Origin of the sequence: Corallococcus carmarthensis (assembly GCF_003611695.1) — a bacterium.
GTDB lineage: Bacteria > Myxococcota > Myxococcia > Myxococcales > Myxococcaceae > Corallococcus > Corallococcus carmarthensis.
The window spans coordinates 35,575-61,027 of sequence record NZ_RAWE01000037.1 but is presented as its reverse complement, the minus strand read 5'-3'; the positions used below and the strand labels follow the sequence as shown (position 1 = coordinate 61,027).

Below are 25,453 nucleotides of genomic sequence, written 5' to 3'. Positions count from 1 at the left end.
CTTCCCTCTCGCTGCGCTTTTCAGCGCTGCTCTTGAGGTGAAGCGCCCTCAAAAAATTGACTGCGGGTTTCCGCAATCCATTACTGCTTGGGCTTGCTATTTGGTTTTCAAAGACCGAGCCGCTTGTCCTGCTTCGCGACTTCTGCTACCGTTACTTCGTTGCCGGTTTCGCCTCAACCGGCGGGGTTGCAGCTTCTATTTCAGTTCGCAGTCAGCGTCAACTTCGCTTTTGCGTCCTGCGGGCTGCTTCGAATTTCGTCGGCGCCGTCCAGTGACTTTCGCCGTTTCTTTTCGAAGGGGAGCGGCTTCTACTTCGTCGCCGTCTTCCCTGTCAACCGCTCGCTGTCAGCTTTCCTCACCGCCCGCCGTCCGTGTGTTGCCTGCCGGACTGCTTTCTTCGGTGGGGCGCGGCTTCTATCTCTTCGCCGCGTTCGCTGTCAACCCGCTCGTTGACTGCCCTATTTCCTTGTCGGTGCTGCTCTCTCTCCGAAGTTCCTTCCGCGCCAGTGCGCGGGCTTCGAAGCGAGGGGCGCGGCTTGTACCACCACCGCATCCGCGATCAACCATTTTGGTGGCGACCGTTTGCTGCTTCCGCTCCTTGGTCCGACCTGCTGCTTTCGGAGCCGTTCGAGCGGGGCGCGGCTTCTACCTCTTTGCCGCGTTCGGGATCAACAAGCTTCGTCGATCCTTTTCTTCCCCCCGCGCTGACTTTCCGAGGCCCGGGGGCCAGCGGTCCGTTGCGCGGGGGTCCACTGTCTAACGCTTCGATTCGGTGACGTCAAACCCTGATTGATCCGGGCCTGATCATTCGTCCCCAGCCGCCCGGGATATGGGCACGCCGTTCCAAGGTGTGAACCCCCGGCTCCGGCTTTCTTCTTTCCCCGTCACTTCCCTCGGCGTGCCGCCTGCTCCTCATCCGGAGGGGCGATCCATCGTGTCCCGAAGAGCCCGTCTCCGAGGGGAAAGGTGATGTTGAAGTTGTGGCGCCCCATCCGGCTGGGATGGTGGTGCACCTGATGGTGGCTCCGGAGGAACACGATGCCGGGCAGGCGGGTGCTCCAATGGCCGCTCGGCAGGTGCGTGGCGAAGTGCACCCATTCGTACGCCAGGTAATAGCCGAGCGCCGTGGCGACGAAGAGCCAGCCCGCGTTGGGGGAAATCAGCAGGAAGCAGAGCGCTCCCAGCGGGGCGGCGATGGCTCCCAGGAAGAAGAGGAGCAGCACCGGCGGGAAGAGCACCATCTTGAAGTCCCGGCTGGACTCGTAGGCCATCGCCTCGTGGGTGAAGAAGCGGTGGTGCTGGACGGTGTGCCGCTCGAACATCAGGCCCAGGCCCCGGGTGCGGTGGTGCATCGGGCCCCGGTGGCCGAGGAACTCGACCGTGTTCGCGAGCGCGATGACGACGGGGACTCCGAGGAGCTCCCAGAGGCGGGGGGCTTCCACCCGGCTCAGCGCCAGGGCGATTCCCCCCAGGCAGACGAGGCTGGTGAAGGCGAAGTGGGCCTGCCCCCGGTAGCCAGACCCGATGGCCTGGGCCCGGTACTGCTCACGGAAGGCCTGGACCTGACGGGGGACGGAGCGCGTTTCCATGCGCTCGAGCGTAGCGCGCCCCTCCGCTTCACCGTCAGCTAGGAGCGCTTCGTCCCCTTGCTCTCCTCGGGCTCTTCCTTCCGGCGTGCGAGCGACTTCTGCAGCTTCTTCATGCGGTCCAGGATGAGGGTCCGCTTCAGGCTGGAGAGGTGGTCCACGAAGACGTGGCCGTCCAGGTGGTCGATTTCGTGCTGGAGCACGTGCGCGAGCCGCCCCTCCGCCTCCAGTTCGTGCCACTGGGCCGTCTTGTCCTGGTAGCGGACCTTCACGCGCTCCACGCGGGGGCACTTCTCCCACACGTCCGGCACGGAGAGGCAGCCCTCCTCCAGCTTCACGCTCCCCTCCTTCGACAGAATCTGGGGGTTCACGATTTCGAACTGGGTGCCGTCCTCCCGGCCGACAATGGCCACTCGCAGGGGGACTCCCACCTGGTTGGCCGCGATGCCAATGCCCTTGGCTTCCGCCATGGACTCCGACATCTCCTGGAGGAGCGTTTCGAGCGCCGGTCCGAAGTCGGTCACGGGCTGGGTGGACGTGGTGAGAACCTTGTGGGGCCAGATGACGATGTCGCGAGCCATGCGCGCGACTCTGCCATGCGGTTTCTTCCATTGCTCGGCACTTTCCGCGCGCCGGCGCACCGTCCGGATGGCCCGAGCGCGACGCCGGACGGGTCTGATAGACCGTCGACATGCACCCGCACTCCCAGCTCATCACCGACTTCTATTCGGCCTTCCAGCGGCGCGACGCGGACGGCATGGCCGCCTGCTACCACCCGGACGTGGAGTTCAACGACGCCGTGTTCCAGAACCTGCGCTACGCGGGCGCCACCTCCATGTGGCGCATGCTGCTGGAGCGCGGCAAGGACCTGGAGCTCACCTTCGGCCAGGTCCAGGCCGATGACCGCTCCGGCAGTGCCCACTGGGATGCGCGCTACACCTTCAGCCAGACGGGCCGGAAGGTGCTCAACCGCATCGACGCGACCTTCGACTTCAAGGACGGGAAGATCATCCGCCACACCGACCGGTTCCCCTTCTGGACCTGGTCGCGGCAGGCGCTGGGCCCCGTGGGCTGGGCGCTCGGGTGGACGCCGCTGCTGCACAACAAGGTGCGCGCCCAGGGCGCCGCGGGCCTTCGCAAGTACATGAAGGAGCGCGGCATCGAAGGAGCCTGAGGGGCCCTGACTCACTCCCTCACGTCGAGCTGCTTCAGCGTCACGGGCCCCTTGGGGCCCTGGCGTGACAGGGTCGCTTCACAGCGCACCTGTCCCATCCAGTCCGTGTAGCGCAGCGACGCCGTGCCGTCCGCGTTCAGCCACAGCGTCGCGTGGCCGTGGTTGCCCCGGTCCTGGCGCACGCCCGTCCATTCCGGGAAGCGCGGCCGGGATTCGAAGAAGCGGACCGGTGCCATTGGATACTCCGGCGCATCCCTCCTCTCGGAGGGGAAGCCTCCGTGGCCCAGGCTGGCGCCGAGGAAGGGCAGGCCTGGTGCCCGGTCGTAGAGTGCTCCGGCCTGGGCGCCTCCCCAGCACCAGAGGTCCACCCATTCGCGCTCCACGACCAGCGCCCTGAGGTCCTCCGTCACCAATGGGGCGAGCTGTTTCGCGTCGGGCCCGTAGGGCGCGGCGTGGCTCAGCAGGATGTTCATCGCTCCGCGCCTTCGCCCCTCCGACAGGCGCTGCTCCAGCCACTGCAGCAGCGCGGCCTCGCGGTGACGGCCCGCTTCGAACCAGGCGGTGTCCAGGCCGATGAGCTGGAAGCGCTCCGCGGCGAGGCAGAAGTAGCTGCCCTCCTGCGGGTGACGGGGGCCCGCGCCCCGCCGCTCGTCCAGATAGCGGAAGTAGGCGCCCGCGCCCGAGCGCATCTCCGGCGGCGCGTTCAACGTCAGCAGCGACGTCGTCCCGAGCAGCGGCTCCAATGGCTCCGCCACGTGCGCGTCGAACTCGCCCTGGCGGCCCGCGTAGAAGACGCCGCCCAGGTGCACCGCGCAGTCCAGGCGCTCGCCTCGCATGACGAGTTGCCTGGCGATGTACCGGGAGGCGTATTCGCCCGTGCCGAAGTCCGCGAAGAGCGCGACCTCCACTGGCTGGCCCGGCTCCGGCTCGCGCAGGGGATAGACGAAGCGGCTCTTCGCTCCGAAGTGCCAGCGGAACGGCGCCTGCCGCGCCGCCGCGCCCTGCTCCAGCCAGACCGGGCCGCTGAACAACAGCCAGCCGCGCAGGTCGGACTGAGGCTCGAAGCGCGTGCGCGTGGGGTCGATGGGGATCTCCTCCGTCCTCAGCGGGAAGGTGAAATCCGCGGGCAACCCTCCCGTCCCCTGACGGGCGTGGCGCTCCGTCGCGTCCAGGCGCTCCTGGAACTGGCCGGGGTCCGTGAAGAGCAGCTCGAGCTCGCGCAGCACCTCCACGAACGCGCCCACCGTGGCCCTCGCTCCCAGGCCGCTCTCCGTCCAGCGCAGCACGTCCTCCGGCTCGCGCAGGAAGGCGGACTTGAGCGCCTCCAGCTCCTCGGGACCGAGGAGGGGCAGGTCCGTGTCCCCTGGCGGCGGAGCGTCCGCCGGGAGCCCGGACGGCGCGGCCCTGCCCGTCGCTGGCGGCCGGTAGCCGAGCGATTCGTAGAGCGGATTCCACCTGCTTTCCATGCGTCCCCCTCGTGATGGCATCGGATGCCCAGGGACGTATTCTCCCAGGCATCCCCGACATTCCTGTTCACCGTGGCGTGCCGGGAGAGGGGCCGGCACGGTGCGTCCGCGCTCAGGGGCTGGGGGTGCCCGTGCCTTCCTTCCGGAAGGTGTAGAGCGTGTAGTACGAGCCCGTGGCGAAGCCGGGCAGCTTGAGCGGGTTGAACACGCTCAGGTTGGACAGCACGCCTCCCGCGAAGCCCGGCGGGACCTCCACCAGCTTCAGCGTGCCTCCCGCGAGCACCACCCCCGCCTGGGGCTGGTCGTTGCTCACGAGCACGCACTCGCCGGACGCGGTGAAGGCTCCCACCGGCAGCAGGAAGCGCGCGTAGAACGGCACCTGCGTGCCCGGGGTGAAGGCCCAGTCCGTCAGCCGGAAGCAGGCCGTGGCCGAACCCACGCGTTCATGGCCACCGTCCGCCACCGGCACGTAGAGGCCCGCGCCCAGCTTCACGGTCGGACTGAAGGGCGCCGCCGCGCACACCGCTTCATCCGGTGGCGTGGCGGCATCCTCCTGCGAGCGAAAGGCATACACCCACTCCGAGCCGGACTGCAGCCGCACCGTGGATCCCGCCTGCTCCCGCGTCATGTTCAAACCCATCCTTCAGGACCGCGGGTTGTCTGCTCCGGTCACTGCCAGGACAGCGCGTACTCCGTGTCCACCGGGCCCGTCTGGCGGCCCTTCACCTGGACACCCCGGGCGCCCAGCGCCTCGATGACTCCCTGGAGCACGCCCTCGTGGTAGGCGGGCGGCATGAAGTCCCGCTTCATCACGAGCCTGCCCGCGCGGTCGCTGGTCCACTCCACGGTGCGCTCGCCGTAGCTCACCGCCGCGCGGTAGCCCGTGGGCAGGTTCGTCACCAGCCGCTTCGGGCTGTCACCCGCGAGCAGCAACAGCGTCTTGCCCGCAGCCGACGACAGGAAGTCCGTGGTCGCCTGCGTGCCCATCTTGCGCAACATCGCGTCGAAGCCGCCCAGCTGCGGCCCCATCAACTGCGCTCCGGTAAAGGACAACTTCAGGAAGCCCGACACCGGGTAGTTGAAGAAGTCCACGAACTTCTTCTCCTGCACCGACGCCAGGCACTTCTCCACCGCGGCATCGCCACCGAGAATGCGCACCGCGTTCAGCGCTCCGTTGAAGAACATGCCTCGGGCCGTGTCGTCGGGGGTCGCCAGGGCCAGGCGTTTCTCCAGGTCCTGGGCAATGGCCGGATCCAGGCCTGTGACTTCCTTGCGCTGCTCACTCATAGAGGGGGGAATCTCCGGGGGGGAGGAGATGAAGACCCGTGCACATCACAGCCGCACGAGCTGGGCCCCATAATGGACGTTGGCACCGACAGCCGCCACCACCACCAGGTCCCCAGTGCCGAGTGCAACACGACCCTGCTCCAGGTCGTCCGCCAGGAGAATCAACATCCCGGCCGCGGACGTATTGCCAATCCGGTCCACGTTGCAGGCCACGGCCTCCTTCGGCAGGCCCGCGCGGTTCACGAACGAGTCCATCACCCGCTTGTTGGGCTGGTGGAAGTAGTAGCGCTTCACCTGCTCGCGGAGTGCGGGTGTGAGCACCGCGTCCAGGCACTTCTGCATGTACTCCGGGTAGCTGCGCGCGACCTTGAAGCCATCCACCACGAAGGCCATGTCCGACGGGCGCGTGCGACCCGGCTGGTAGGGCAGCTTCAGCATGCCGCCGCCCCGGCGCGTCACCAGCTCCGCGTACGCGTTGCCGGAGAAAGAGTTGAGGATGCCCGGGCCGTCCTCTTCGCCCTCCTGCTTGCGCAGCACCACCGCTCCCGCGCCGTCCCCGAAGACATACATGGACAGATAGGCGTTGAGCGCCTTGGGGCGGCCCGGCGTGGGCGGCAGCTCGTCCGTGTAGACCTCCCGGTTGAGCAGCGGCGAGGTGAACGCCGAGGCCACCACCGCCACCGTGCGGAAGCGGCCGCCGTCCATCATCTTGCGCACCAGGTCCAGCACGTAGGGCGTGCCGCCGCAGCCGTCGTCCACCACCAGCGCGAAGGCGTCCTCGCGCAGGCCCAGCCGCTCATGCAACACCATGGCGTCGTGGTTGAAGTGCGGCGCGTCCGGGGTGCACGTCACCACGAACAGCGCGTCCAGCTCCTTCGCCTCCACGCCGCTGCGGGAGAGGGCCTGGCGCAGCGACACCTCGCACATGTCCGTGTTCGTCGCCGGGTAGAAGCGCCCCAGCACGTCGTCCGGCGGGGGGATGGCGCGGCCGGTCTCATCATCAAAGTCCCAGAGGAACCGGCGCTCCTTGATGCCAATCTTTTCCTCGATGCGGGCGGCCGACCAACCGGGGATCGCCTTCGCGATCCGCTCGTTGGAGATGGTCCGCGCAGGGACGAAGGAACCGGCGCCCACGACACACACCCGTTCGGTCATTTCCATGGCCTCGCGATTTCACAGCCTCGCCGGACGGGATGGATTCCCTGGCACGCGTGCATAGAGCACGTTCCAGGCCACTCCCTAAGCCCTTGGAAAGACGGAGTTCCTGTTCCTGGACACGTCATCCGTGAAGTGCACGCGATGACAGAAGACCCCCTGAGGCCTGGGAAATCAGGAGGATGCGGAATACTTCAAAAGTGAAGCTACCGACGTGGAATGAATCACACGCGGCGTGTCAATTCACTCAAAGTGGACATCGAAAACACGCATGGTGTCTGCCATTGGTTTCCGAATGTCAATGCCTCCCCCGATGGCCAGCAGGGCGCACCGCGCTCCACCTGTATTGCGTAAACCGGGACCGATTGGATCTCCCGCGGCCGTCGAATGGCCGCGGGGCCCAGGTTCCCCTCAGAACGGGATGTTGTCGTCGTCACCGGGGGGCGGGATGTCGCCGTCGTCCGGCGGGTTGCCGTAGCCGTAGCCACCGCCCCGGCCTCCACCACCGCCACGCGCGGGGGGCTCGCCGCCACCGCCGCCCTCACCGCGCTGCCGGGCAATCTCCGCCTCGATGGCGGCGAGGAGCTGGCGCTCCTTGTCGTGCCAGCGCGACTTGCTGGGGTCCGCCAGGGAGCGGCGCGCGCCGTTGGCGTAGAACTCCAGGTCCTGGAGGCTGGCGCCGTAGACAGGGGCGCCCTTGCTGCGGCCGTAGTTGGGAAGGAGCGTGCCGTCGCCGCCACCACCCCCGCCGGACGGGGCGCCCGAGGACGCGGGACGGCGGTACGCCGGGGCCGACGCCGCGACGGGCGTGGCGCTCATGGACAGCTCGCCCAGCTGCAGCGTGAAGCCGTCTTCGTTCCGATACGCCGTGCCCACCCGGACCTGCTCCACCGAACCGTCGGGACGGCGGACCGCGACGGTGACTGGATATTGCTCGCTCATGGGGCCGGGATTCACACCGCCACGGGCCTCATGTCAACCGTAGGAAGCAGTGCGTGTCGGGCCCGGGGCACGGATGGCGGGCCGCTCGGGGCGACCCGCCACGCGGGGAGGACCGCGGACGACGTCCTCCGTCAGTTCAGCGACACCATTCCGCCACTGGAGCCCTTCTTGCGCAGCCACGCCTTGGGCTTGGGCGGCGCCGCGGGGGCGACCGGCTTCGCCGCTTCCTTCAGCGCCTGGCTGCCCGCGCGTCCACGCGGCAGCGTGACGTCCGGGACCGACTGCGACTTCGCGCCATCCACCCACGCGTCCGGACGGCGGCCGGTGCGGATGAGCAGGCGCAGCTTCTGGTAGTGCGCCGAGCAGTAGCCCTTGGAGCGGCTCTGGCGCTTGCAGCCGATGACGGCGCAGGCCTGGTTGTCTTCCACGGCGGCGGCCTTCGGCGGACGGCCCGGGGACTTCGCGGCGGGCACGGCGACCGTCTTCACGGGCGCGGCTTTCGCGGCGGGCGCGGCCTTCGCGGCCGGTGCCTTCGCGGCGGGCGTGGCCTTCGCGGCCGGTGCCTTCGCGGCGGGCGCGGCCTTCGCGGCGGCGGACGCGGCCTTCGCGGCGGCGGACTTCGGCGGACGGCCCGGACCGCGGCGGACGGCCGGCTCCGGGGCCAGCGTGGGCGTACGCACGCCCGCCACGGCACCCAGGCGGCTGGACAGCGGAGCCAGACGGTCGGTTACCGCGCGCAGCGCGTCCAGCGCATCCAGCCCCTTGGCCATACGGGCCACGGCCTTCTGAACGGGAGCCAGTTGCAGTTGCAACTCGCGGCGGACCATGTCGCGAAGTTCGGTCTCAAGAGAAAGTGGGGCCATGTGGGGCAGGATATACACCCATCCGCCTGTCGAGGGATGGAAACATTGCCCAGGATGTTAAAGGAGCCATCCATGACTCCGGTTCCCACTCCTGTTCGCTTCCGCGGCACCGACTCCTACCTCACGAGCGAGGGCCTGCAGGCGGCCGTCAACTGCGCCCTCACGCTCCAGCGCCCCCTGCTGGTCAAGGGCGAGCCCGGCACCGGCAAGACGCTCCTGGCGGAAGCGATTGCCCAGGGACTGGGATTGAAGCTGCTCACCTGGCACGTGAAGAGCACCACGCGCGCGCAGGACGGCTTGTATGTCTACGACACCGTGCAGCGGCTGTATGACTCGCGCTTCGGGGACGGGGACGTGCGAGACATCCGGCGATACATCCGCCTGGGGCCGCTGGGCGAGGCCTTCGCTTCGCCGGAGCGCGTGGTGCTGCTCATCGACGAGGTGGACAAGGCGGACCTGGAGTTCCCCAACGACCTGCTCCACGAACTGGACCGGATGCGCTTCCGCATCTCCGAGACCAACGACGAGGTCGTGGCGAAGAACCGCCCCGTGGTGCTCATCACCAGCAACAACGAGAAGGAACTGCCCGACGCGTTCCTGCGCCGGTGCGTGTTCCACTTCATCGACTTCCCGGAGCGCGAGCTCATGCAGCGCATCGTGGACGTGCACCACCCGGGGCTGGACGCCGCCCTGGCGGAGCAGGCGCTCAAGGTCTTCTACGAGCTGCGCGCGATGACGCGGCTGCGCAAGCGGCCCTCCACCAGCGAGCTCATCGACTGGATTTCGGTGCTCAAGGCCAACGGCGTGGTGGAGCTGAAGCTGGAGGAGCAGCTGCCGTTCCTGGGCGCGCTGCTCAAGAAGGAGCAGGACCTGGTGGCGGTGGCCGAGGCGTTCGGGCGCGGCCGGCGGACGCGCGCTTAAGCGGCAAGGGGACCACGCCATGTTCCTGCCGTTCTTCTACGAGCTGCGAAAGCGCGGGGTGAAGGTGGGCGCGCAGGAGGCGCTCGCCCTGGCCGGGGCGCTGAAGGCCGGGCTGCATGACAGCAGCCTGGATGGGTTCTACCACGTGGCGCGCGCGCTCCTGGTGCACTCGGAGACGCAGCTGGATGCCTTTGACCAGGCGTTCCTCGCGCACTTCCAGGGCGTCGCGTCCGACGCGCTGAAGCTCACCGAGGAGCTGTTGTCCTGGCTGGAGGAGGCCAAGGAGCGCACCGACCTGAGCCCGGAGGAGCTGGCGCTGCTGGAGCAGTGGGACCCGGAGGAGCTGCGCCGGCAACTGGAGCAGCGCCTGAAGGAGCAGACCGAGCGCCACGACGGCGGCAATCGCTGGGTGGGCACGGGCGGCGCGTCTGCCTTTGGCAACAACGGCGCGGCCCGGCAGGGCGTGCGCATTGGCGGCACGGGCGGCCGGCAGGGGCAGGCGCTGTGGCAGGCCGGCGCGCGCAAGTACGCGGGCTACCGCGACGACGTGGTGCTGGACACGCGGCAGATGGCGGTGGCGCTGCGCAAGCTGCGGGCCTTCGCTCGCGAGGGCGCGGCGGATGAGCTGGACGTGGACGAGAGCATCGCCGCCACCGCGAAGAACGCGGGCGAGCTGGAGGTGGTGACTCGCCCGCCGCGCCGGCCCAACACGCGCGTGGTGCTGTGCATGGACGTGGGCGGGTCCATGGACCCGTACGCGCACCTGGTGAGCCGGCTGTTCAGCGTCGCCAGCCAGGCCTCGCACTTCAAGGAGCTGCGGACCTACTACTTCCACAACTGCGTCTACGGGAAGCTGTACGCCACGCCGCAGCTCACCGGCGGCATCACCGTGCCGGAGCTCACCGCGCAGGTGGGAAGGCATCACAAGCTGGTGATGGTGGGTGACGCGTCCATGGCCCCGTATGAGCTGGGCATCCGCACGGATGCGAATGGCCAGTACCGGCAGGAGGGGCTGGAGGGGCTCACGTGGATGATGCAGCTGGCGCAGCACTTCGAGCGCAACGTGTGGCTCAACCCGGAGCCTCGCGGGTCGTGGCGCACGGGCACCATCGCGGTCATCGCCAACGTGTTCCCCATGTTCGCCCTCACCGTGGAGGGACTGGGTGAGGCGGTGAATCACCTCACCCGGGGGAAGACACCGCGCGGGGCGGCGGCGCGGCGTTAGATTTTGCGCACCTCGTAATCGGGCGGGTCAAAGCACCTGCTCGACACGCCAAACCCAAACGCTCATCAGAATTTCCCGGTGCGGAGGAAAAATCCAATCATTCCGGCCTATCCAACTCACGGCAGGAAACACCTGCTGAGCGTCCATCCGCCAAAGCCATCCGCATCCAGGGGCTGCTCCCGCTACTGAAGAAGGGCGAGCAGGCCGGAACAGCGGTATCTCTTCCCCATGTTCCCGCCCATCAGCGTCCTGGATGCGCCGTCCAACCTGGGCCTGCGGCCCGCTTCCCCGGGTGCGATTCCGGGCGTGTATCAACTGCCCCGGGTCCTGCGCGAGCAGGGCATCGTGGCGCGGTTGGGCGCGGAGGACGCGGGCGTCGTGACGCCGCCTCCGTACTCACCGGCGGCGGAGCCGGACATCGGCTTCCGCAACGGCGCGGCGCTGGGCCGCTACAGCGTGGCGCTCGCGGACCGCGTGGGCGCGCTGCGGGCCCTGGGACGGTTCGTGCTGCTGCTGGGTGGGGATTGCAGCGTGCTCGTGGGCTCTTCGCTCGCGCTTCGACGGGCCGGGGCGCATGGGCTGGCGTTCATCGACGCGCATGACGACTTCTCCTACGTGAAGGACCGCGCTCGCCTGGCGGGCTGGTTCACCGCGGCGGGGCTGGACCTGGCGCTGGCCACCGGACATGGGCCCGATGCCCTGTGCGACCTGGACGGCCTCAAGCCCTACCTGCGCGAAGAGGACGTGGTGCACCTGGGCCTGTCCCGCACCGCCGAGGACACCGCCGAGTCCGCGGTGCACGAGTTCGACACCTCCCGCATCCCTTCGCTGCCGCTCACCGCCATCCGTGCGCGCGGCGCGAAGGCCGTGGGCGACGAGGCCCGCTCGCGGCTGGAGGCTCGGGGGCTTCCGGGGTTCTGGATCCACGTGGACGCGGACGTGCTGGACCTGAGCGTCATGCCCGCCGTGGATTCGCCCAACCCGGACGGGCTGCGCCTGGAGGAGTTGACCGCGCTGCTCGCGTCGCTGCTCGCGAGCCCCCAGGCGGTGGGCCTGGAGCTCACCATCCTGGACCCCGACCTGGACCCGGAGGGCCATTGCTCCCGGGCCTTCACCGATGCCGTGGTCGCGGCGTTCGTCCAGAGCGGCCGCGTTCCGTAGCGCATTCCCGGAAAAAGCCCCCGGCCCCCCGCCCGACCGTCGGTGTGCCTGCCGACGGACGGGCGCGTTTGGTGCGGCGCGGCGGACCCAGTTACGGCATGGTGCGCCCGCGACGAAGGCTCAGCGCGGGAGGCCGCATGACGACCGAGAAGATCGATACCCAGGCAATCAACACCATCCGCACGCTGTCCATGGACGCGGTGGAGAAGGCCCACTCGGGCCACCCGGGCGCGCCCATGGCGCTGGCGCCCGTGGCCTACCAGCTGTGGCAGCAGGAGCTGCGCTACGACCCGGCCCAGCCGAACTGGCCGGACCGCGACCGCTTCATCCTGTCCAACGGCCACGCGTCCATGCTGCTCTACAGCCTGCTGCACCTGGCCGGCGTGAAGCGCGTGAAGGACGCCAAGGTCACCGACGTGCCGGCCGTGTCGCTGGACGACATCCGCAACTTCCGCCAGCTGGACTCCGCCACCCCGGGCCACCCGGAATACCACTGGACCACCGGCGTGGAGACCACCACCGGCCCCCTGGGCGCGGGCGTCTCCAACAGCGTGGGCATGGCCATCGCCAGCAAGTGGCTGGCCGGCCACTTCAACAAGCCGGGCTTCGACCTGTTCACCCATGACGTCTACGCGCTCTGCGGCGACGGCGACATGATGGAGGGCGTGGCGTCCGAGGCCGCGTCGCTCGCGGGCCACCTCCAGCTGCCCAACCTGTGCTGGATCTACGACAGCAATCACATCTCCATCGACGGCAGCACCGACCTGGCCTTCACGGAGGACGTGGGCCGCCGCTTCGAGGGCTACGGCTGGCGCGTGCTGAAGGTCACCGACGCCAACGACCTGGACGCGCTGTCCAAGGCCTACCGCTCCTTCAAGGACGAGCGCGGCAAGCCCACGCTCATCATCGTCAACTCCTTCATCGGCTACGGGTCGCCCAAGAAGCAGGGCTCCGCCAGCGCCCACGGCGAACCCCTGGGCGCCGAGGAGATCAAGGCCACCAAGAAGGCCTACGGCTGGCCCGAGGACGCGCAGTTCCTGGTGCCCGACGGCGTGCGCGAGCGCTTCCAGGAGCGCATGGGCGCTCGCGGCAAGGCGCTGCGCGACGCGTGGGAGAAGTCGCGGGCGGACTACAGCAAGCAGCACCCGGAGCTGGCGCGCGAGCTGGAGGCGATGCTCAAGCGCGAGCTGCCGGAAGGCTGGGACAAGGAGCTGCCGGTGTTCCCCGCGGACGCGAAGGGCATGGCCACCCGTGAGTCCGGCGGCAAGGTGCTCAACGCGCTGGCGAAGAACTACCCGTGGCTGGTGGGCGGCTCCGCGGACCTGAACCCGTCCACGAAGACGTACCTGTCCGCCTCCACGTCCATGAAGCCGGGCGAGTACTCGGGCCGCAACATCCACTTCGGCGTGCGCGAGCACGCGATGGGCTCCATCGTCAACGGCCTCAACCTGAGCCACGTGCGCGCCTACGGCGCCACGTTCCTCATCTTCAGTGACTACGAGCGCCCCTCCATGCGCCTGTCGTCGCTGATGGAGATTCCGTCCATCCACATCTTCACGCACGACTCCATTGGCCTGGGCGAGGACGGCCCCACGCACCAGCCGGTGGAGCAGCTGGTGTCCCTGCGCGCGGTGCCGGGCAACATCGTGCTGCGCCCCGGTGACGCCAACGAGGTGACGGAGGCGTGGCGCTACATCGCGCAGCAGCAGCACCACCCGGTGGTGCTCGTGCTGTCGCGTCAGCCGGTGCCCACGCTGGACCGCACGAAGTTCGCGCCGGCGTCCGGCGTGGCCAAGGGCGCGTACACGCTGCTGGAGGCGGAGGGCGGCACGCCGGACGTCATCCTCATCGGCACGGGCACGGAGGTGGCGCTGGTGGTGGAGGCCGCGGAGAAGCTCAAGGCCGAGGGCGTCAAGGCGCGCGTGGTGAGCATGCCTTCGTGGGAGCTGTTCGAGCAGCAGCCCCAGGAGTACCAGGACAGCGTGCTGCCCCCGTCCGTGAAGGCGCGCGTCTCCGTGGAGAAGGGCGCGGCGTTCGGCTGGGAGCGCTGGGTGGGACACACGGGCAGCGCCATCGGCATGCGCAGCTTCGGTGCCTCCGCGCCCATCAAGGCGCTGCAGCAGAAGTTCGGCTTCACCGTGGAGAACGTGGTGAAGGAAGCGCACGCCACCATCGCCAAGGCGAAGAAGCACTAAGACTCCGAGCCTGTCCGGCCCGACCGGGGCCCGCAAATGAAAGGGCCCCGGACCCTCCCCCGAAGGTCCGGGGCACCTCTGGGTTCACCGCCGGGCGACCGGCGGGAACAACCCTGGATGCGTGTGGCTGTATCCCCCTCGCTTCAAATCCCCCCTGCTTCAAATCCCCCCTGCTTCACATCAGGCCGCGAAGAACACGGGGCGCGTGGGGCGCGGGGTGCTGATGAACTTCATCTCGTTGATCATCTTCTTGAAGTCCTTCTGGTCGATGCCCGTGGAGCCCTGGGCCTGCGACCGGGTGGCGTACTTCTCGTAGGTGTCCACCACCTTCTTCGCCTCGGGCGTGAGGCGGTCGTAGTTCTGGCGCGCCCACTTCATCGTGTCGGTGAACTCGGTGCCGGCCGCCTGGCCGTCCAGGTCCCCCGCGCCCTTCTCGATGGCGGCGGTCAGGTCGCTGCCGGAGATCTTGCCCTTCTTGGAGTCCAGGCCCTCCAGCGCGTCGCGCATGGAGCTGTCGTGGAAGGTCTTGAAGCCGTCCATCTTCTTGAACATGGCGTCGGCCTCCTTCTGCGTCATGCCCTCCGGGCCGGCCTTCTTCGCGGCCTGCTGGTAGGTCTTCAGGACCTCCTTGGCCTCGGGCGTGAGGCGGCTCTCGTTCTTGGCGGCCCACTTCTCGAACTCCTTCAGCTCGGAGGTGGAGGAGTGGCCGTCGGTGTCGGAGATGCCGTCCTTGATGGCCTTGGTGAGGTCCTCGCCGGAGATGGGGCCCTGCTCCTTGTCCAGCGCCTCCGTGGCCTTGCGGGCGCTCACGTCACCGGCGCCCACCTTGCGCATCTCCTTGTTGAGGGCGGCGGTCTCCTTGTCCGTGAGGCCGGTGCGGCCTTCGGCCTGCGCGGCCTTGGCGGCCTTGCGGTAGACGTCCAGGACCTCCTTGGCCTCCGGGGACAGGCGGCTCTCGTTCTTGGAGGCCCACTTCTCGAACTCCTTCAGCTCCGCGCCGGCGGCCTGGCCGTCGTGGTCCGCGGTGCCCGTCTGGATGGCGCGGGCCATGTCCTGGCCAGACACCGTGCCGCCGTGGGTCTTGCTGTCCAGGTTGGCGAGCGACTTCTTCGCGCCGGCGTCACCCACGTCGCGCATCTCCGCGAGCATCTTCTTGAAGTCACCCTGAGGGATGCCGGACTCGCCGCGCGCCTGGGAGAGCGCCGCGTACTTGCTGTAGATGTCCATCACCTGGCGGGCTTCCGGGGTGAGGCGCTCGCGGTTGTTGGCGGCCCAGTCCGCGACGGCGCGGTACTCACCGGAGGCGGCCTGGCCGTCCAGGTCGCCGACGGCGGCCTCGATGCTGTCCGCGAACTTCTCCGCGCCGATGGGGCCCTGGGTCTGGTTGAGCTTGTTCATCTCCACCAGGGCGCCCAGGTCCTTGGGCTGCCAGTTGTCGCTCGGGGTGCCCCAGCAGCCGTGGCCGCCGCCGGTGGTGAACTGGTCGCCGCCCTGCTTCGCCTTGAGCTCCGCCAGCTGCGACTTCAGGCCTTCCACCTGCGCCTTCACGTTGTTCAGCGTGGCGGCCATCTCCGCCGCCTGCTTCGCGGGGGACGAGGTCCCGCGCAGGACGGCGAGTTCCTTGTTGCCGAGCGCCGCGCTGCTGTTCAGGGAGGTGGTGACGGTGGACTTGATGGTGGTCATTTTTGATCTCCGGTAGGAGCGGCTTCCTTTGCGGAAGCAGTCATGCCGGGACCTATTGCGCGCGTCGTGCCAGCCCTGCCTGCCAGCACACCCTGAGTGATTCCATGGAGTTACGCGGTGATGACGCGAAGGCCGGGGTGGTGACAACAGTCACCAGCGGTGATGACAGTCACCATCCCCCCCACCCCCGGGGTGGTGACCGGAAGCATCACTTCCGGCGCGCGGGCCTGAGCGCCTTGCGCACGCGCTGCTTTCCGGCGGGGCGGTCCCCGACGTGGACGTAGCCGCGCTTGAGGAAGAACGGGAGCGTGCCCGTGTAGGCCATTCCGTTGCTGATACGCGCTTCGCCCCGGGGTGGTTTCACCGGATAGCCTTCGAGGGTGTGGGGGCCTTCGCGGCGCACCGCGGCCTCCACGGCGGCGAGCAGCGCGGTGGCCACGCCCTGGTTGCGCCAGTTCCGGTGGATGAAGAAGCAGGGCACGGAGGAGACCGTGTCCGCGTCGTCGCACTTGAAGCTGGGGGCGCGGTCCAGGCGCGGGAAGTCGCGGCGCGGGCCGAAGGTGGCCCAGCCCACCGGTTCGCCGTCCGCGTAGGCGAGGACGCCCTTCGCGGCTCCGCTCGCGACCAGGGCCTTGAAGCGGCGCTTCGCGTCGGGGCCTCGCACGTCGTCGTAGCGCTCGCCCTCCGGGATGCGCCAGTACATGCACCAGCAGCCGCCGCAGGCGCCGTTGGGGCCGAAGAGCTTCTCGAGGTCGGGCCAGAGCACCGGGGTCAGCTCGACGGTCTTCAGGTCGGGTGGGGCCATGGGGCGTCTGTTCTAGACGCCGCCGCGCAGCTCTGTCTCTGGCGCGAGCACGCCGTCCCGGGGCGTGAGCAGGAAGGTCAACTTCCCCTGGTGGAAGCCGCGCACGGGACCCGGTGGCTCCGGGTAGCCCGGTGGGAGGCGCCAGTCCGGAGCCTGGAGCGGCGCGACGGGAATGGGTTGGCCCTGGCGCAGGGTGCCCACGTCTTGATCCGTGAGCGCGCGTGAGTGCGTCCAGGGCAGCAGGTCTCGGCCGTGCAGTTCGATACGATGGCCGGGGCCCGGGTCCTTCCAGGGACCGATGGCCGTGCGCTTCAACTCGGAGAGGTGCGCGCCGCAGCCGAGCGCGCGCCCCAGGTCGCGGGCCAGGGAGCGGACGTAGTAGCCGCCCCGGCAGGTCAGCTCCAGGACGCTGGCTCCAGGCAGGTCGTGCGAGAGCCACCGCGCGGCGTGCAGGTACACGCGCGACGGGGGCAGGTCCACGGCTTCACCCCGGTGGGCCTTGCGGTAGGCGGGCTCGCCTCCGAGCTTCTTCGCGCTGGTGGCGGGCGGCACCTGGTCCGTCCAGCCGAGGAACGGGCGCAGCGCTTCGTCGAGGCGCTCGGGCGTGAGCGCGGAGGCGTCACCCTGGTGCACGGGGCGGCCGTGCAGGTCGCCGGTGTCCATCTCCGTGCCCCACTCCACGCGGGCCTCGTAGACCTTGGGCGCCGCGTGCAGGTGTTCGAAGAGGTGCGTGGCCGGACCCACCAGCATCAACAGCAGCCCTTCCGCGAACGGATCCAACGTGCCGCCGTGGACCAGCGCCGTGCGGCGGCCGGGCCTCGTCGCCTGCGCTTCCTCCTGGAAGGCCCGGACGGTGGCGAAGCTGGTGGCGCCCACGGGCTTGTGCGTGAGGTAGAGGCCGGGCGTCATTCTTCGTTCCAGGTCCGCTTCACCGTCGTCGCGCCCTGCTGCTTCTCCAGGTGCACGGGCGAGGTGCCGGTCTTGTCGGCGATGACTCGGGCGAGCGCTTCCGCGTGCGTCGTCACCCAGACCTGACTGTATTCGGAGGCTCGCACGATGAGCCGGCCCAGCGGTTCGAGCAGCTCCGGGTGCAGGCTGGTCTCCGGTTCATTCAGCGCGAGGAACGGGGGCGGCCTGGGGCTGAGCAGCGCCGCCAGCAGGCACAGGTAGCGCAGCGTTCCGTCCGACAGCTCCGCGGCCGCCATGGGCCTCGACAGGCCGGGCATGTGCAGGAAGAGGCTGAAGCGGCCTTGCTCCGCTCGCACCTCCAGCCTCGCTCCGGGGAAGGCGTCGTCGATGCCCTGCTCCAGGGCGCGCTCGTCCCCCACCTCCCAGATGGTTTGAAGCGCCGCCGCGAGGTCGCGCCCGTCGGATGCGAGCACTGGCGTGCGCACGCCCACCTGCGGGTGCCGGGGCAGCGCGTCCGGGTCGGTGCGGAAGTGGTGGTAGAAGCGCCACGCTCCCAACGTGCGCTGGACCTCCGACAGCCGGGGGAAGCGGTGCGGTTCGGAGAGCTGATCCATCACCGACTCCGCGCCCCACAGCTCCGTGGGGAACGTCACGCGCTTTCCGTCCGAGTCGCGGATGAAGGCCGTGCGGTCCTTGCGCTCCATCAACACCAGACGCCGGCCTCCGGAGTGCCCCCAGAGGTGCTCCTCCTTCACCTCCGGGTCCAGGGTGAACATCGTCGGTCGCGGCTCTCCGGGCGCGCTGGGTACCACGCCGCATTGCAGCTCGTAGGTGAGGTCGTCCAGGTCCACCGTCACGCGCACGCGCGCCGGTTTCTTCGGGTCGCGCGGGCCGGCCCACATCACGCTCGGGGCGCCGCCTTCGTCCGCCAGCGTGCGCGCGAGCCGTCCTTCCGCCGCCGCCGCGAGCAGGTACAGCGCGCGGTACAGGTTCGTCTTGCCGCTGCCGTTGGGTCCCACCACCACGGTCACCGGCCCCAGCTCCAGGTGGAGCTGACGCACGGAGCGGTAGCCTGCGATGTCCAGACGCGTGAGGGGCATGACGTGCTCGCGAGCCTACCCGGACCGGCGTGCTTCGGGGGCTCGCGCATCCGCTTCGGGCCGTGGGCTAGACTCCTGGGGCTTCGCGCGTCGGCCGTGGACCGCGAAGCCCTGCGCTGGAGCCTCCATCCCATGACGTCCGCCCTTCGCCTCGTGGGCACAGGCCTGTTCGCCTGCGCCCTGTCCCTGTCCGGATGCAGCGACAACGCCCCTTCCGTGCCGGACGCCGGCACTTCGGATCCGCAGCCCGTCGTCGAGCTCACCGACTACGTGGACGTGGTCCCCACCGAGCCCTGCATGGACGCGGACTACGCGGCGCCCCGTGCGAACTGCACCGACCCGGCCAGCTTCCGCCTCACCGGCTGTGACCTGCGGGCGGTGGGCGCCCTGGAGCAGTCCGGCGTCTACCAGGCCGTCCTCCGCTACCACGCCACGAGCGTGTTCGGCGCGGGCTTCCGCCTGGACACGAACCCCTCCTTCCTGGGCTGGCCCCTCGTGCGCAACCAGGTGGACGCCCAGGGGTTCTTCGTCACCGGCGAAGTCACCACCTCCTCCAAGAAGAAGCAGCGGTACGCGCTCGCGGGCTGCCACGTGCCGGAGCCCGGACGCATCACCGGCTGCTTCGTGCGCTGCACCGACGGCGTGCCGGACTACTCCGGGACCTTCGACGCCCGGCGGATGAACCTGGACCGGGAAGAGGACACGGGCGCCCAGGAGATGCGCCTCGTCTCCGAGACCGCCGTCCCCGAGGGTGACCCCGTGGACGTCTACGTCACCCAGGGCCACGCCTACGTGGTGTCCCTCCCCCGGCGCGACGAGGCTGGCGGCCTGAGCGTCTTCAACGTGAGCGACCCGGCCCACCCGGTCTTCGTCACCCGCGTGAGCCTGCCCACCGACAACTACTGGAACGGCGTCTGGTCCAAGGGGGACGCGCTCTACGTCGCCAGCGGCGACTCCGGCCTCATCGTCTACGACATCACGAACCCCGCGTCCCCGCAGTACGTGCGCGCGCTGCCCGGCGGCGTCATCGACGTGCACACCGTGTTCGTGGACGGCGACCGGCTGTACGCCATGTCCCCGTCCCCCAACGGCGAGACGCTCCTGTTCGACGTGACCTCGCCGCTGGATCCCCTGCTGCTCAACCGCATCTCCGTGCCCCGTGAGGGGGAGATCAGTTACCCGCACGACGCGTTCGCCTACCAGGACCGGCTCTACGTCAACCACACGCGCAGGGGCTATGTCGTCCTGGACGTGAAGCGCGCGGACTGGACGCCCGTGCTGGGCACGTATGCCTTCGACGGCCAGTACAGCCACGCGAACGCGGTGGGCACCATCGACGGGCGCACCATCGCCTTCGAGGGCGGCGAGCGCTTTGGCGCGCACCTGCGCGTGCTGGACGTCACCCACCCCGCGAACATCCAGCTCATCGGCCAGGTGAAGAAGCGCCCGCAGACGTCCATCCACAACATGGTGCTGAAGGGCACGCGGCTCTACGTGGCCTGGTACCACGAGGGCGTGCGCGTCTTCGACGTGGCCCACCCCGAGCAGCCGAAGGAGATCGCCGCCTTCGACTCCTTCCAGGAAGCGCACCCGCACAGCACCTCCAGCCTCTACCAGGGGGCCATTGGCATCCGCGTGCCGGGCGACGGGTACGTGTACGCCATCGACATGTCGCGCGGGCTGCTGGTGCTGGCGGAGCCGTGACGCGCTGGCGTCACTCCGTTTCGATGCGGTTGCGGCCGTTCTCCTTCGCCCGGTAGAGCCGGGCGTCGGCGACGCGCAGGAGCTCATCCAGGGTGGTGCCGTCCATGGGCGCCACCGCGAGCCCCGCGCTGAAGGTGACGTGGAAGGTGTGTCCCGCGTCGCTTTCGAAGGCCATCCCCGCCAGCTCCTCCGCGGTGCGGGAGAGGATCTCCTTCGCGCTCTCCGGCGTCTCCCCCAGCAGCGCGACGACGAACTCCTCGCCGCCCCAGCGGGCGCGCAGGTCCTCGCGGCGGAAGCGCGCCCCCAACAGCCGGCCCAGCCGCGTCAGCACGCGGTCCCCCGCGAGGTGGCCGTGCTGATCGTTCACCTTCTTGAAGTGGTCCACGTCCAGGAAGCACAGCGCCAGCGGCCTGTCGCTCCGGCGCGCCTCCGACAGCCGCGTGGCCACCGCCTCCACGAAGGGGCGGCGCAGCATGAGGCCGGTGAGCGCGTCGCGCTCCGTGCGCTCGCGCGACAGCCGCGCCCGCTCCAGCCGGGCGTGCACGCGGGCGCGCAGCTCCTCCTTCAGCACGGGCTTGGCCAGGTAGTCGTCCGCGCCGGCCTGGAACGCGGCCAGCCGGAACTCCAGCCCCACCTGCGTGGTGATGAGCAGGATGGGCAGCTCCTGCCACTCCGGCGTCAGGCGCAGGATGCGGCACAAATCGAAGCCGCTGGGCCCGGGCATCTGCACGTCCAGCAGCAGCAGGTCCGGGCGGTGCTGCGCGAGCGCGTCCAGCAGGCCGTAGGCGTTCTCCAGCCCCACCACCTCCACCGCGTCGCTCACCAGCGCCTGGGAGAGGGCGCGCACCGCCTCCGGATCGTCATCCACCACCATCACCTTGGCGCGCTCCAGCCGGCGCGCCGTCACCAGCCGCTCCGCCGCGGTGGCGAAGTCCTGCTGGGTGAAGGGCCGGGGCAGGAACAGCGACGCGCCCGCGTGCGCCGCGTGCACGCGCTCCTGGAGGCCCGCCCCGGTGCTGGAGAAGGCCAGCGGCAGGGACTGGTGGCCCTCCATCGCGCGCAGCGCGTTCGCGGTGGCGAGCCCCGCTGAGCCCATGTGCAGCAGCGCCCCGTCCACCCACTGACGCTCCACCGCGGCGCAGGCCTCCTGGGGCGAGCGGGCCGTCACCACCCGCACCCCTTCCCGGTCGCCCATCTGCTTCGCGTCCGCGAGGATGGCCGCGTCCTCGTCCACCACGAGCAGCGTGCCCATGGCGGCGACGACGGCCTCCTCCGCCTCCGGCTCCGGGGTGAGGACCGGCAGCGACACCCGGTCCTCCAGCGCGCGGAAGCCCGCGTCCACCCGGGCCCAGTCCAGCGTGCCGCCGGTCTTCACCGGCTGGAGCACGTCCTCCAGCGCTCCCGCCGCGATGCTCACGTCGCGGAAGCCGTAGCTGCCCGCGGTGCCGTGCAGCTTGTGCACGACGCTGTAGGCCTCCTCCATGGCCGCCGCGTCGCCGTGGCGCCCCCTGCCAAACAGGGCCTGGAGCGAGGCCAGCCGCTCCGGCAGCTTCGCGCCGTAGTCCGCGCTCAAGAGGGCCAGGCTGGCCGCGAAGTCGTCCACGGGCTCGTCGTCCTCGTCGTCGTCCATCGAGCCGAGGGACTCCGAGGGCGGGGGCGGCGGCTCCACCACCGCGAAGAGCTGCTCCAGCCACACCGCCAGCTCCTCCGGCCGGTAGGGCTTGTGCACCACGCGCGCCACGCCCAGCTGGCGCGTGAGCAGTTCGTGGCTCTTGAGGTCCTTCCAGAAGGCGGACGCGAAGAGCACCGGCAGGTTCGGCTTCGTCTGGCGCAGCTCGCGGATGAAGTCCGCGCCCGTCATGCCCGGCAACAGGCCGTCCACGATGGCGGCGTCCACCGGCTTGGACTGGAGCACCTCGCGCGCTTCCGCGGCGGAGCGCGCGGGCGTCACCTGGTAGCCCTTGTCGCGCAGGAAGGTGCAGACCAGCGTCTGGAGGTCGCGGTCGTCCTCCAGGAAGAGCAGCATCTTGTCAGTGCGAGCGGTGCTCATGGCATCGCCTTTCGGGGCTCGGCCGCGGCGTCGCGGCGGGCCAGCAGTCCGTTGAGCAGCTCCCGCACGGAGGCCATTAGCTCCTCCTCGGAAGCGCGGGCCTTCGTCAGGTGCCGGGTGATGCCCAGGGTGAGCTGGCGCTGGTCGGTGCGCGACAGCTCGCGGCCGGTGAAGACGATGAGCGGCGTGGCGCGGCCCTTGCCCTGGCGCAGGATGTCCACCACCTCGAAGCCGTCCAGCCGGGGCAGCCCCACGTCCAGCACGATGAGGTCCGGGGGCGTGTCCCGCGCGAGCGCCACCGCGCTCTCCCCGTCCGCCGCCTCGATGCACAGCGCGCCCAGCCGTTCGAACTGCGCGCACAGCACCCGGCGCGTGGTGGCGTCGTCATCCACCACCAGCACGCGCGCCTGGCCCGGCTGGCGCATGGCGTAACGCAGTGTCTTCAGCAACCGCGTTTCCTCCACGGGCGTGGGCAGCCAGTCCACCAGCAGCGCCGTGCCCGCGTCCTTCACCCCCGTCTGCGAACGCCCGGACAGGGCCAGCACGGGCAGCTCGCGCGTGCGCGGCTGTTCCCGCAGGCGGCGCACCCAGTCCAGCACGGGGCCGTCCGGCATCTGCGTGTCCACCACCAGCGCGTCCGGCAGCGAGTGCTCCACCGCCTGCACGGCCTCCGTGAGCGTGGCGGCGCGCACCACCCGGTAGCCTTCGTGCGACAGCAGGCCGCGCAAGAGGGCGGACAGGTCCGTGTCCGCGGTGACGATGAGCACGTTGTGGCGCGACTCGTCCGTGGGCAGCACCGCGGAGGCACCCGGCGCGGCGACGCGCAGGGCCTCCAGGGTGAAGTGGAAGGTGGCGCCCTGGCCGGGCGGGCTGTTCACCTCGATGCGGCCGCCGTGCTGCTCCACGATGGCCTGCGAGATGGCCAGCCCCAGGCCGGTGCCGCCCTTGGAGCGGGTGTCGGACGCGTCCAGCTGCTGGAAGCGGCCGAAGAGGCGCGGGAGCTTCTCCTCCGGGATGCCGGAGCCCTGGTCCGTGACGCTGAAGCGCACCCGGCCGTCCCCCGTGAAGCCGGCCGCCACCACCACGGAGGAGCCCTGGGGGGAGAACTTGATGGCGTTGGAGACCAGGTTGGTGAGCACCTGGATGAGCCGGTCGCGGTCGCCCTTCACCTGCGGCGCGCCCTCCACGTCCGAGCGCAGGGTGACGTGCGCGGTCTCCGCCATGCCCTGCACGCCCGCGAGCGTGGCCTCCACCAGGTCCTGCGCCGTCTGCGGCTGGAGCTTCAGCTCCAGCATCCCCGACTCCATCTTCTCCAGGTCCAGGATGTCGTTGATGAGGCGGATGAGCCGTTCGGTGTTGGTGCGCGCGATGCGCACCATGTCCAGCGCCTGCGAGGGCAGCTCCCCCACGATGCCGTTCTCCAAGAGGCCCAGCGAGCCGCGGATGGAGGTGAGCGGCGTGCGCAGCTCGTGGCTCACGGTGGAGACGAACTCGTTCTTCATCCGCTCCACGGCCTTGCGCTCCGTGAGGTCGCGCACGAAGACGGTGGTGCGCGGCGGGCCGTCCGCGTGCACGCGCGCGAAGGTGAGCTCCGCGGGGAACACGTCGCCGTCCGCGCGCAGGCACGGCGTCTCCACGCGCCGCGCGCCGCCGTCATGGAGGAGCGCGGCGTGGACGGCCTCCCGCTGCGAGGCCGCCAGCGACGCGGGCAGCGCCAGCGACAGGAAGTCCGCGCCCACCGCCCGCACGGACGGCAGGCGGAAGTGGGACGTCGCGGCGGGGTTGAACTCCGCGACGCGGCCGGACTCGTCCAGCACCACGATGCCGTCCGGCGACGCCTCCAGGATGGCGGCCTTGCGCGCGTCGCTGGCCCGCGCCTCCGCGCTCGCGGCGGACAGGGCCTGGGTGCGCTCCGCCACGCGCGCCTCCAGCCCCCGGTTGAGCTCCCCCAGCGCCGCGGACGCCCGGGCCAGCCGCACCAGCACGACGAGCACGTAGCCCACCAGCAGCAGCGACACGCCGAAGAGCACGATGCGCGTGCGCTCCGCGCGGGCCTGGGACTGCTCCTGGAGCTGGAGGTACGTGGAGATGAGGCGCTCGGCCTCTCCAGTAGCGCCGGGGTCCAGCAGCGCCTGGAAGGACGCGTCCGCGGAGCGCTGGAGCGCCGTCAGCTCGCGCGCGCGGGCCTCCAGGCCGTCCAGCGCGGCGCGGGCGGGGCCGGAGAGCGGCTGCCCCTCACGCGCCCGGGCCAGTCGCGCGAGCGAGGCCTCCACGCGGGCCCCCGACGCTTCCCCCTGCGCGCGGGAGGCGAGGATGACGTCCACGCCCAGCGCCTCCGCCTGCTCCCGAAGCGCGCCCGGGGGCAGCGAGGCGGTGGCGGAGGCGACGGCCGCGGGGAAGGCTTCGCGCAGGGCCGCCAGCTTCTGGTCCTTCTCGCGGGCCGCCGTCAGCAGGACGCGCGAGCCCTCCAGCACGCGCAGGTACGTGTCCAGGGACACGTTCAGCGACCGCATCCCTTCCGCCGGGAGGAAGCCGGGCGCCGTGCGCAGCATGCGGGCGCGGGCCGCCAGCGCTTCGAAGTCCCGGTCGGAGGCGCCGTGCAGCTCCGCCATGCCCACGCGCTGACGCAGCACGTCCTGTTCCAGCTCCGACGTGGCCACGCGCAGCTGCCGCAGCTGGGTGCGGTAGCGGTCGTGGTCGGCGGTGGAGCCCGGGCGGCCCAGGACGAACAGGGCGCTCAGGAGCACCAGGGCGCCGGCGGCCAGCGCGGCGGAGCGTTTGGACAGGCGGGGTTCCATCAGGGCACCAGGCGGCGGATTTCCTGCGGCAGCGTCATGGGGTCGAACGGCTTGCCGATGACGCCCACCGCGCCCAGCTCCAGGTAGCGCGCCACCTCCTGCTTCTGGACCTTGGCGGTCATGAAGATGATGGGCGTGTTCGCGGTGGCGGGCTGGGCGCGCAACCGGCCGAACGTGGTGGGCCCGTCCATGCCGGGCATCATCACGTCCAGGAGGATGAGGTCGGGACCTTCCTGACCCGCCTTCTCCAGGGCCTCCGCGCCCGAGGACGCGAGCACCGTCTTCCATCCCCCCACACGGCTCAGGCTCAGCTGCCCGATGGTGCGGATGTCATCCTCATCGTCCACGAGCAGGACCTTCTCGATTTTCGCCATGGGAGGGAGTGCTCCGGGAAGAGGGGTTTGGATCGGGGGTTACGGGCGCGGGCCG

The 25,453-nt window shown here is 70.1% G+C and carries 21 protein-coding genes; 6 read left to right on the top strand and 15 right to left on the bottom strand.

The annotated features are described in order from the left end of the window. Window positions 1-884: 884 nt before the first annotated feature. The gene (locus D7X32_RS13275; RefSeq protein ID WP_120602901.1) at window positions 885-1,589 is read right to left on the bottom strand and encodes a sterol desaturase family protein; all 705 of its coding nucleotides are present in this window, start codon (window positions 1,587-1,589) and stop codon (window positions 885-887) included. Between the two features lie 38 nt (window positions 1,590-1,627). Next, complete coding sequence (gene def / locus D7X32_RS13270) at window positions 1,628-2,167, bottom strand: peptide deformylase (protein WP_120602900.1); 540 nt, start codon at window positions 2,165-2,167, stop codon at window positions 1,628-1,630. Window positions 2,168-2,277: 110 nt separating this feature from the next. On the opposite strand from def, the gene D7X32_RS13265 reads away from it, so the two are divergent. After that, the gene (locus D7X32_RS13265) at window positions 2,278-2,760 is read left to right on the top strand and encodes a nuclear transport factor 2 family protein (protein WP_120602899.1); all 483 of its coding nucleotides are present in this window, start codon (window positions 2,278-2,280) and stop codon (window positions 2,758-2,760) included. 11 nt (window positions 2,761-2,771) lie between these two features. On the opposite strand, the gene D7X32_RS13260 is transcribed toward D7X32_RS13265, so the two are convergent. The 6 genes from D7X32_RS13260 to D7X32_RS13235 all read right to left on the bottom strand — a co-directional run bounded on the left by D7X32_RS13260 (window position 2,772) and on the right by D7X32_RS13235 (window position 8,437). Beyond that, window positions 2,772-4,226, bottom strand: coding sequence for a hypothetical protein (locus D7X32_RS13260; protein ID WP_120602898.1), 1,455 nt, complete (start codon window positions 4,224-4,226; stop codon window positions 2,772-2,774). A 112-nt stretch (window positions 4,227-4,338) separates the two neighbouring features. Beyond that, window positions 4,339-4,854, bottom strand: a complete 516-nt coding sequence (locus D7X32_RS13255; protein WP_120602906.1) for a hypothetical protein — start codon at window positions 4,852-4,854, stop codon at window positions 4,339-4,341. Window positions 4,855-4,895: 41 nt separating this feature from the next. Then, entirely contained in the window at window positions 4,896-5,513 is a 618-nt protein-coding gene (locus D7X32_RS13250; protein WP_120602897.1) for a DUF2378 family protein, read from the bottom strand. A 45-nt stretch (window positions 5,514-5,558) separates the two neighbouring features. Next, window positions 5,559-6,668, bottom strand: a complete 1,110-nt coding sequence (locus D7X32_RS13245; RefSeq protein ID WP_120602896.1) for a 3-oxoacyl-ACP synthase III family protein — start codon at window positions 6,666-6,668, stop codon at window positions 5,559-5,561. Between the two features lie 411 nt (window positions 6,669-7,079). Further along, window positions 7,080-7,610, bottom strand: coding sequence for a hypothetical protein (locus D7X32_RS13240; RefSeq protein ID WP_120602895.1), 531 nt, complete (start codon window positions 7,608-7,610; stop codon window positions 7,080-7,082). 131 nt (window positions 7,611-7,741) lie between these two features. Beyond that, on the bottom strand, window positions 7,742-8,437 hold the full coding sequence (locus D7X32_RS13235; RefSeq protein ID WP_244238987.1) for a vegetative protein: 696 nt from the start codon (window positions 8,435-8,437) through the stop codon (window positions 7,742-7,744). 108 nt (window positions 8,438-8,545) lie between these two features. On the opposite strand from D7X32_RS13235, the gene D7X32_RS13230 reads away from it, so the two are divergent. The 4 genes from D7X32_RS13230 (at window position 8,546) to tkt (ending at window position 13,975) form a co-directional block, all read left to right on the top strand. After that, entirely contained in the window at window positions 8,546-9,394 is an 849-nt protein-coding gene (locus tag D7X32_RS13230) for an AAA family ATPase (RefSeq protein ID WP_120602893.1), read from the top strand. Window positions 9,395-9,413: 19 nt separating this feature from the next. Further along, complete coding sequence (locus D7X32_RS13225; protein WP_120602892.1) at window positions 9,414-10,619, top strand: vWA domain-containing protein; 1,206 nt, start codon at window positions 9,414-9,416, stop codon at window positions 10,617-10,619. Window positions 10,620-10,847: 228 nt separating this feature from the next. Continuing rightward, window positions 10,848-11,780 carry an arginase family protein gene (locus D7X32_RS13220; protein ID WP_120602891.1) on the top strand — a complete coding sequence of 311 codons (933 nt, stop codon included), beginning with the start codon at window positions 10,848-10,850 and terminating at the stop codon, window positions 11,778-11,780. A gap of 137 nt (window positions 11,781-11,917) precedes the next feature. Further along, window positions 11,918-13,975, top strand: a complete 2,058-nt coding sequence (tkt, locus tag D7X32_RS13215; RefSeq protein ID WP_120602890.1) for a transketolase — start codon at window positions 11,918-11,920, stop codon at window positions 13,973-13,975. A gap of 180 nt (window positions 13,976-14,155) precedes the next feature. Here tkt and D7X32_RS13210 read toward each other — a convergent pair whose 3' ends face one another. The 4 genes from D7X32_RS13210 to D7X32_RS13195 all read right to left on the bottom strand — a co-directional run bounded on the left by D7X32_RS13210 (window position 14,156) and on the right by D7X32_RS13195 (window position 18,472). After that, window positions 14,156-15,658 carry a hypothetical protein gene (locus D7X32_RS13210; protein ID WP_120602889.1) on the bottom strand — a complete coding sequence of 501 codons (1,503 nt, stop codon included), beginning with the start codon at window positions 15,656-15,658 and terminating at the stop codon, window positions 14,156-14,158. 208 nt (window positions 15,659-15,866) lie between these two features. Then, entirely contained in the window at window positions 15,867-16,463 is a 597-nt protein-coding gene (locus D7X32_RS13205; RefSeq protein WP_120602888.1) for a GNAT family N-acetyltransferase, read from the bottom strand. A 12-nt stretch (window positions 16,464-16,475) separates the two neighbouring features. Next, complete coding sequence (gene truB, locus D7X32_RS13200; protein WP_171446625.1) at window positions 16,476-17,372, bottom strand: tRNA pseudouridine(55) synthase TruB; 897 nt, start codon at window positions 17,370-17,372, stop codon at window positions 16,476-16,478. Then, window positions 17,369-18,472, bottom strand: coding sequence for an AAA family ATPase (locus D7X32_RS13195; protein WP_120602886.1), 1,104 nt, complete (start codon window positions 18,470-18,472; stop codon window positions 17,369-17,371). Before D7X32_RS13195 ends, truB begins: the two co-directional genes overlap by 4 nt. Before the next feature lie 132 nt (window positions 18,473-18,604). On the opposite strand from D7X32_RS13195, the gene D7X32_RS13190 reads away from it, so the two are divergent. Continuing rightward, on the top strand, window positions 18,605-20,176 hold the full coding sequence (locus tag D7X32_RS13190; RefSeq protein ID WP_120602885.1) for an LVIVD repeat-containing protein: 1,572 nt from the start codon (window positions 18,605-18,607) through the stop codon (window positions 20,174-20,176). Window positions 20,177-20,186: 10 nt separating this feature from the next. Here the strand turns inward: D7X32_RS13190 and D7X32_RS13185 are convergent, their stop codons facing one another. The 3 genes from D7X32_RS13185 to D7X32_RS13175 are packed head-to-tail and all read right to left on the bottom strand — an operon-like array spanning window position 20,187 to window position 25,398. Next, window positions 20,187-22,226, bottom strand: a complete 2,040-nt coding sequence (locus D7X32_RS13185; RefSeq protein ID WP_120602884.1) for a response regulator — start codon at window positions 22,224-22,226, stop codon at window positions 20,187-20,189. Further along, the gene (locus tag D7X32_RS13180) at window positions 22,223-25,024 is read right to left on the bottom strand and encodes an ATP-binding protein (RefSeq protein WP_120602883.1); all 2,802 of its coding nucleotides are present in this window, start codon (window positions 25,022-25,024) and stop codon (window positions 22,223-22,225) included. Before D7X32_RS13180 ends, D7X32_RS13185 begins: the two co-directional genes overlap by 4 nt. Further along, the gene (locus D7X32_RS13175; RefSeq protein WP_014400722.1) at window positions 25,024-25,398 is read right to left on the bottom strand and encodes a response regulator; all 375 of its coding nucleotides are present in this window, start codon (window positions 25,396-25,398) and stop codon (window positions 25,024-25,026) included. Before D7X32_RS13175 ends, D7X32_RS13180 begins: the two co-directional genes overlap by 1 nt. Between the last annotated feature and the right edge of the window lie 55 nt (window positions 25,399-25,453).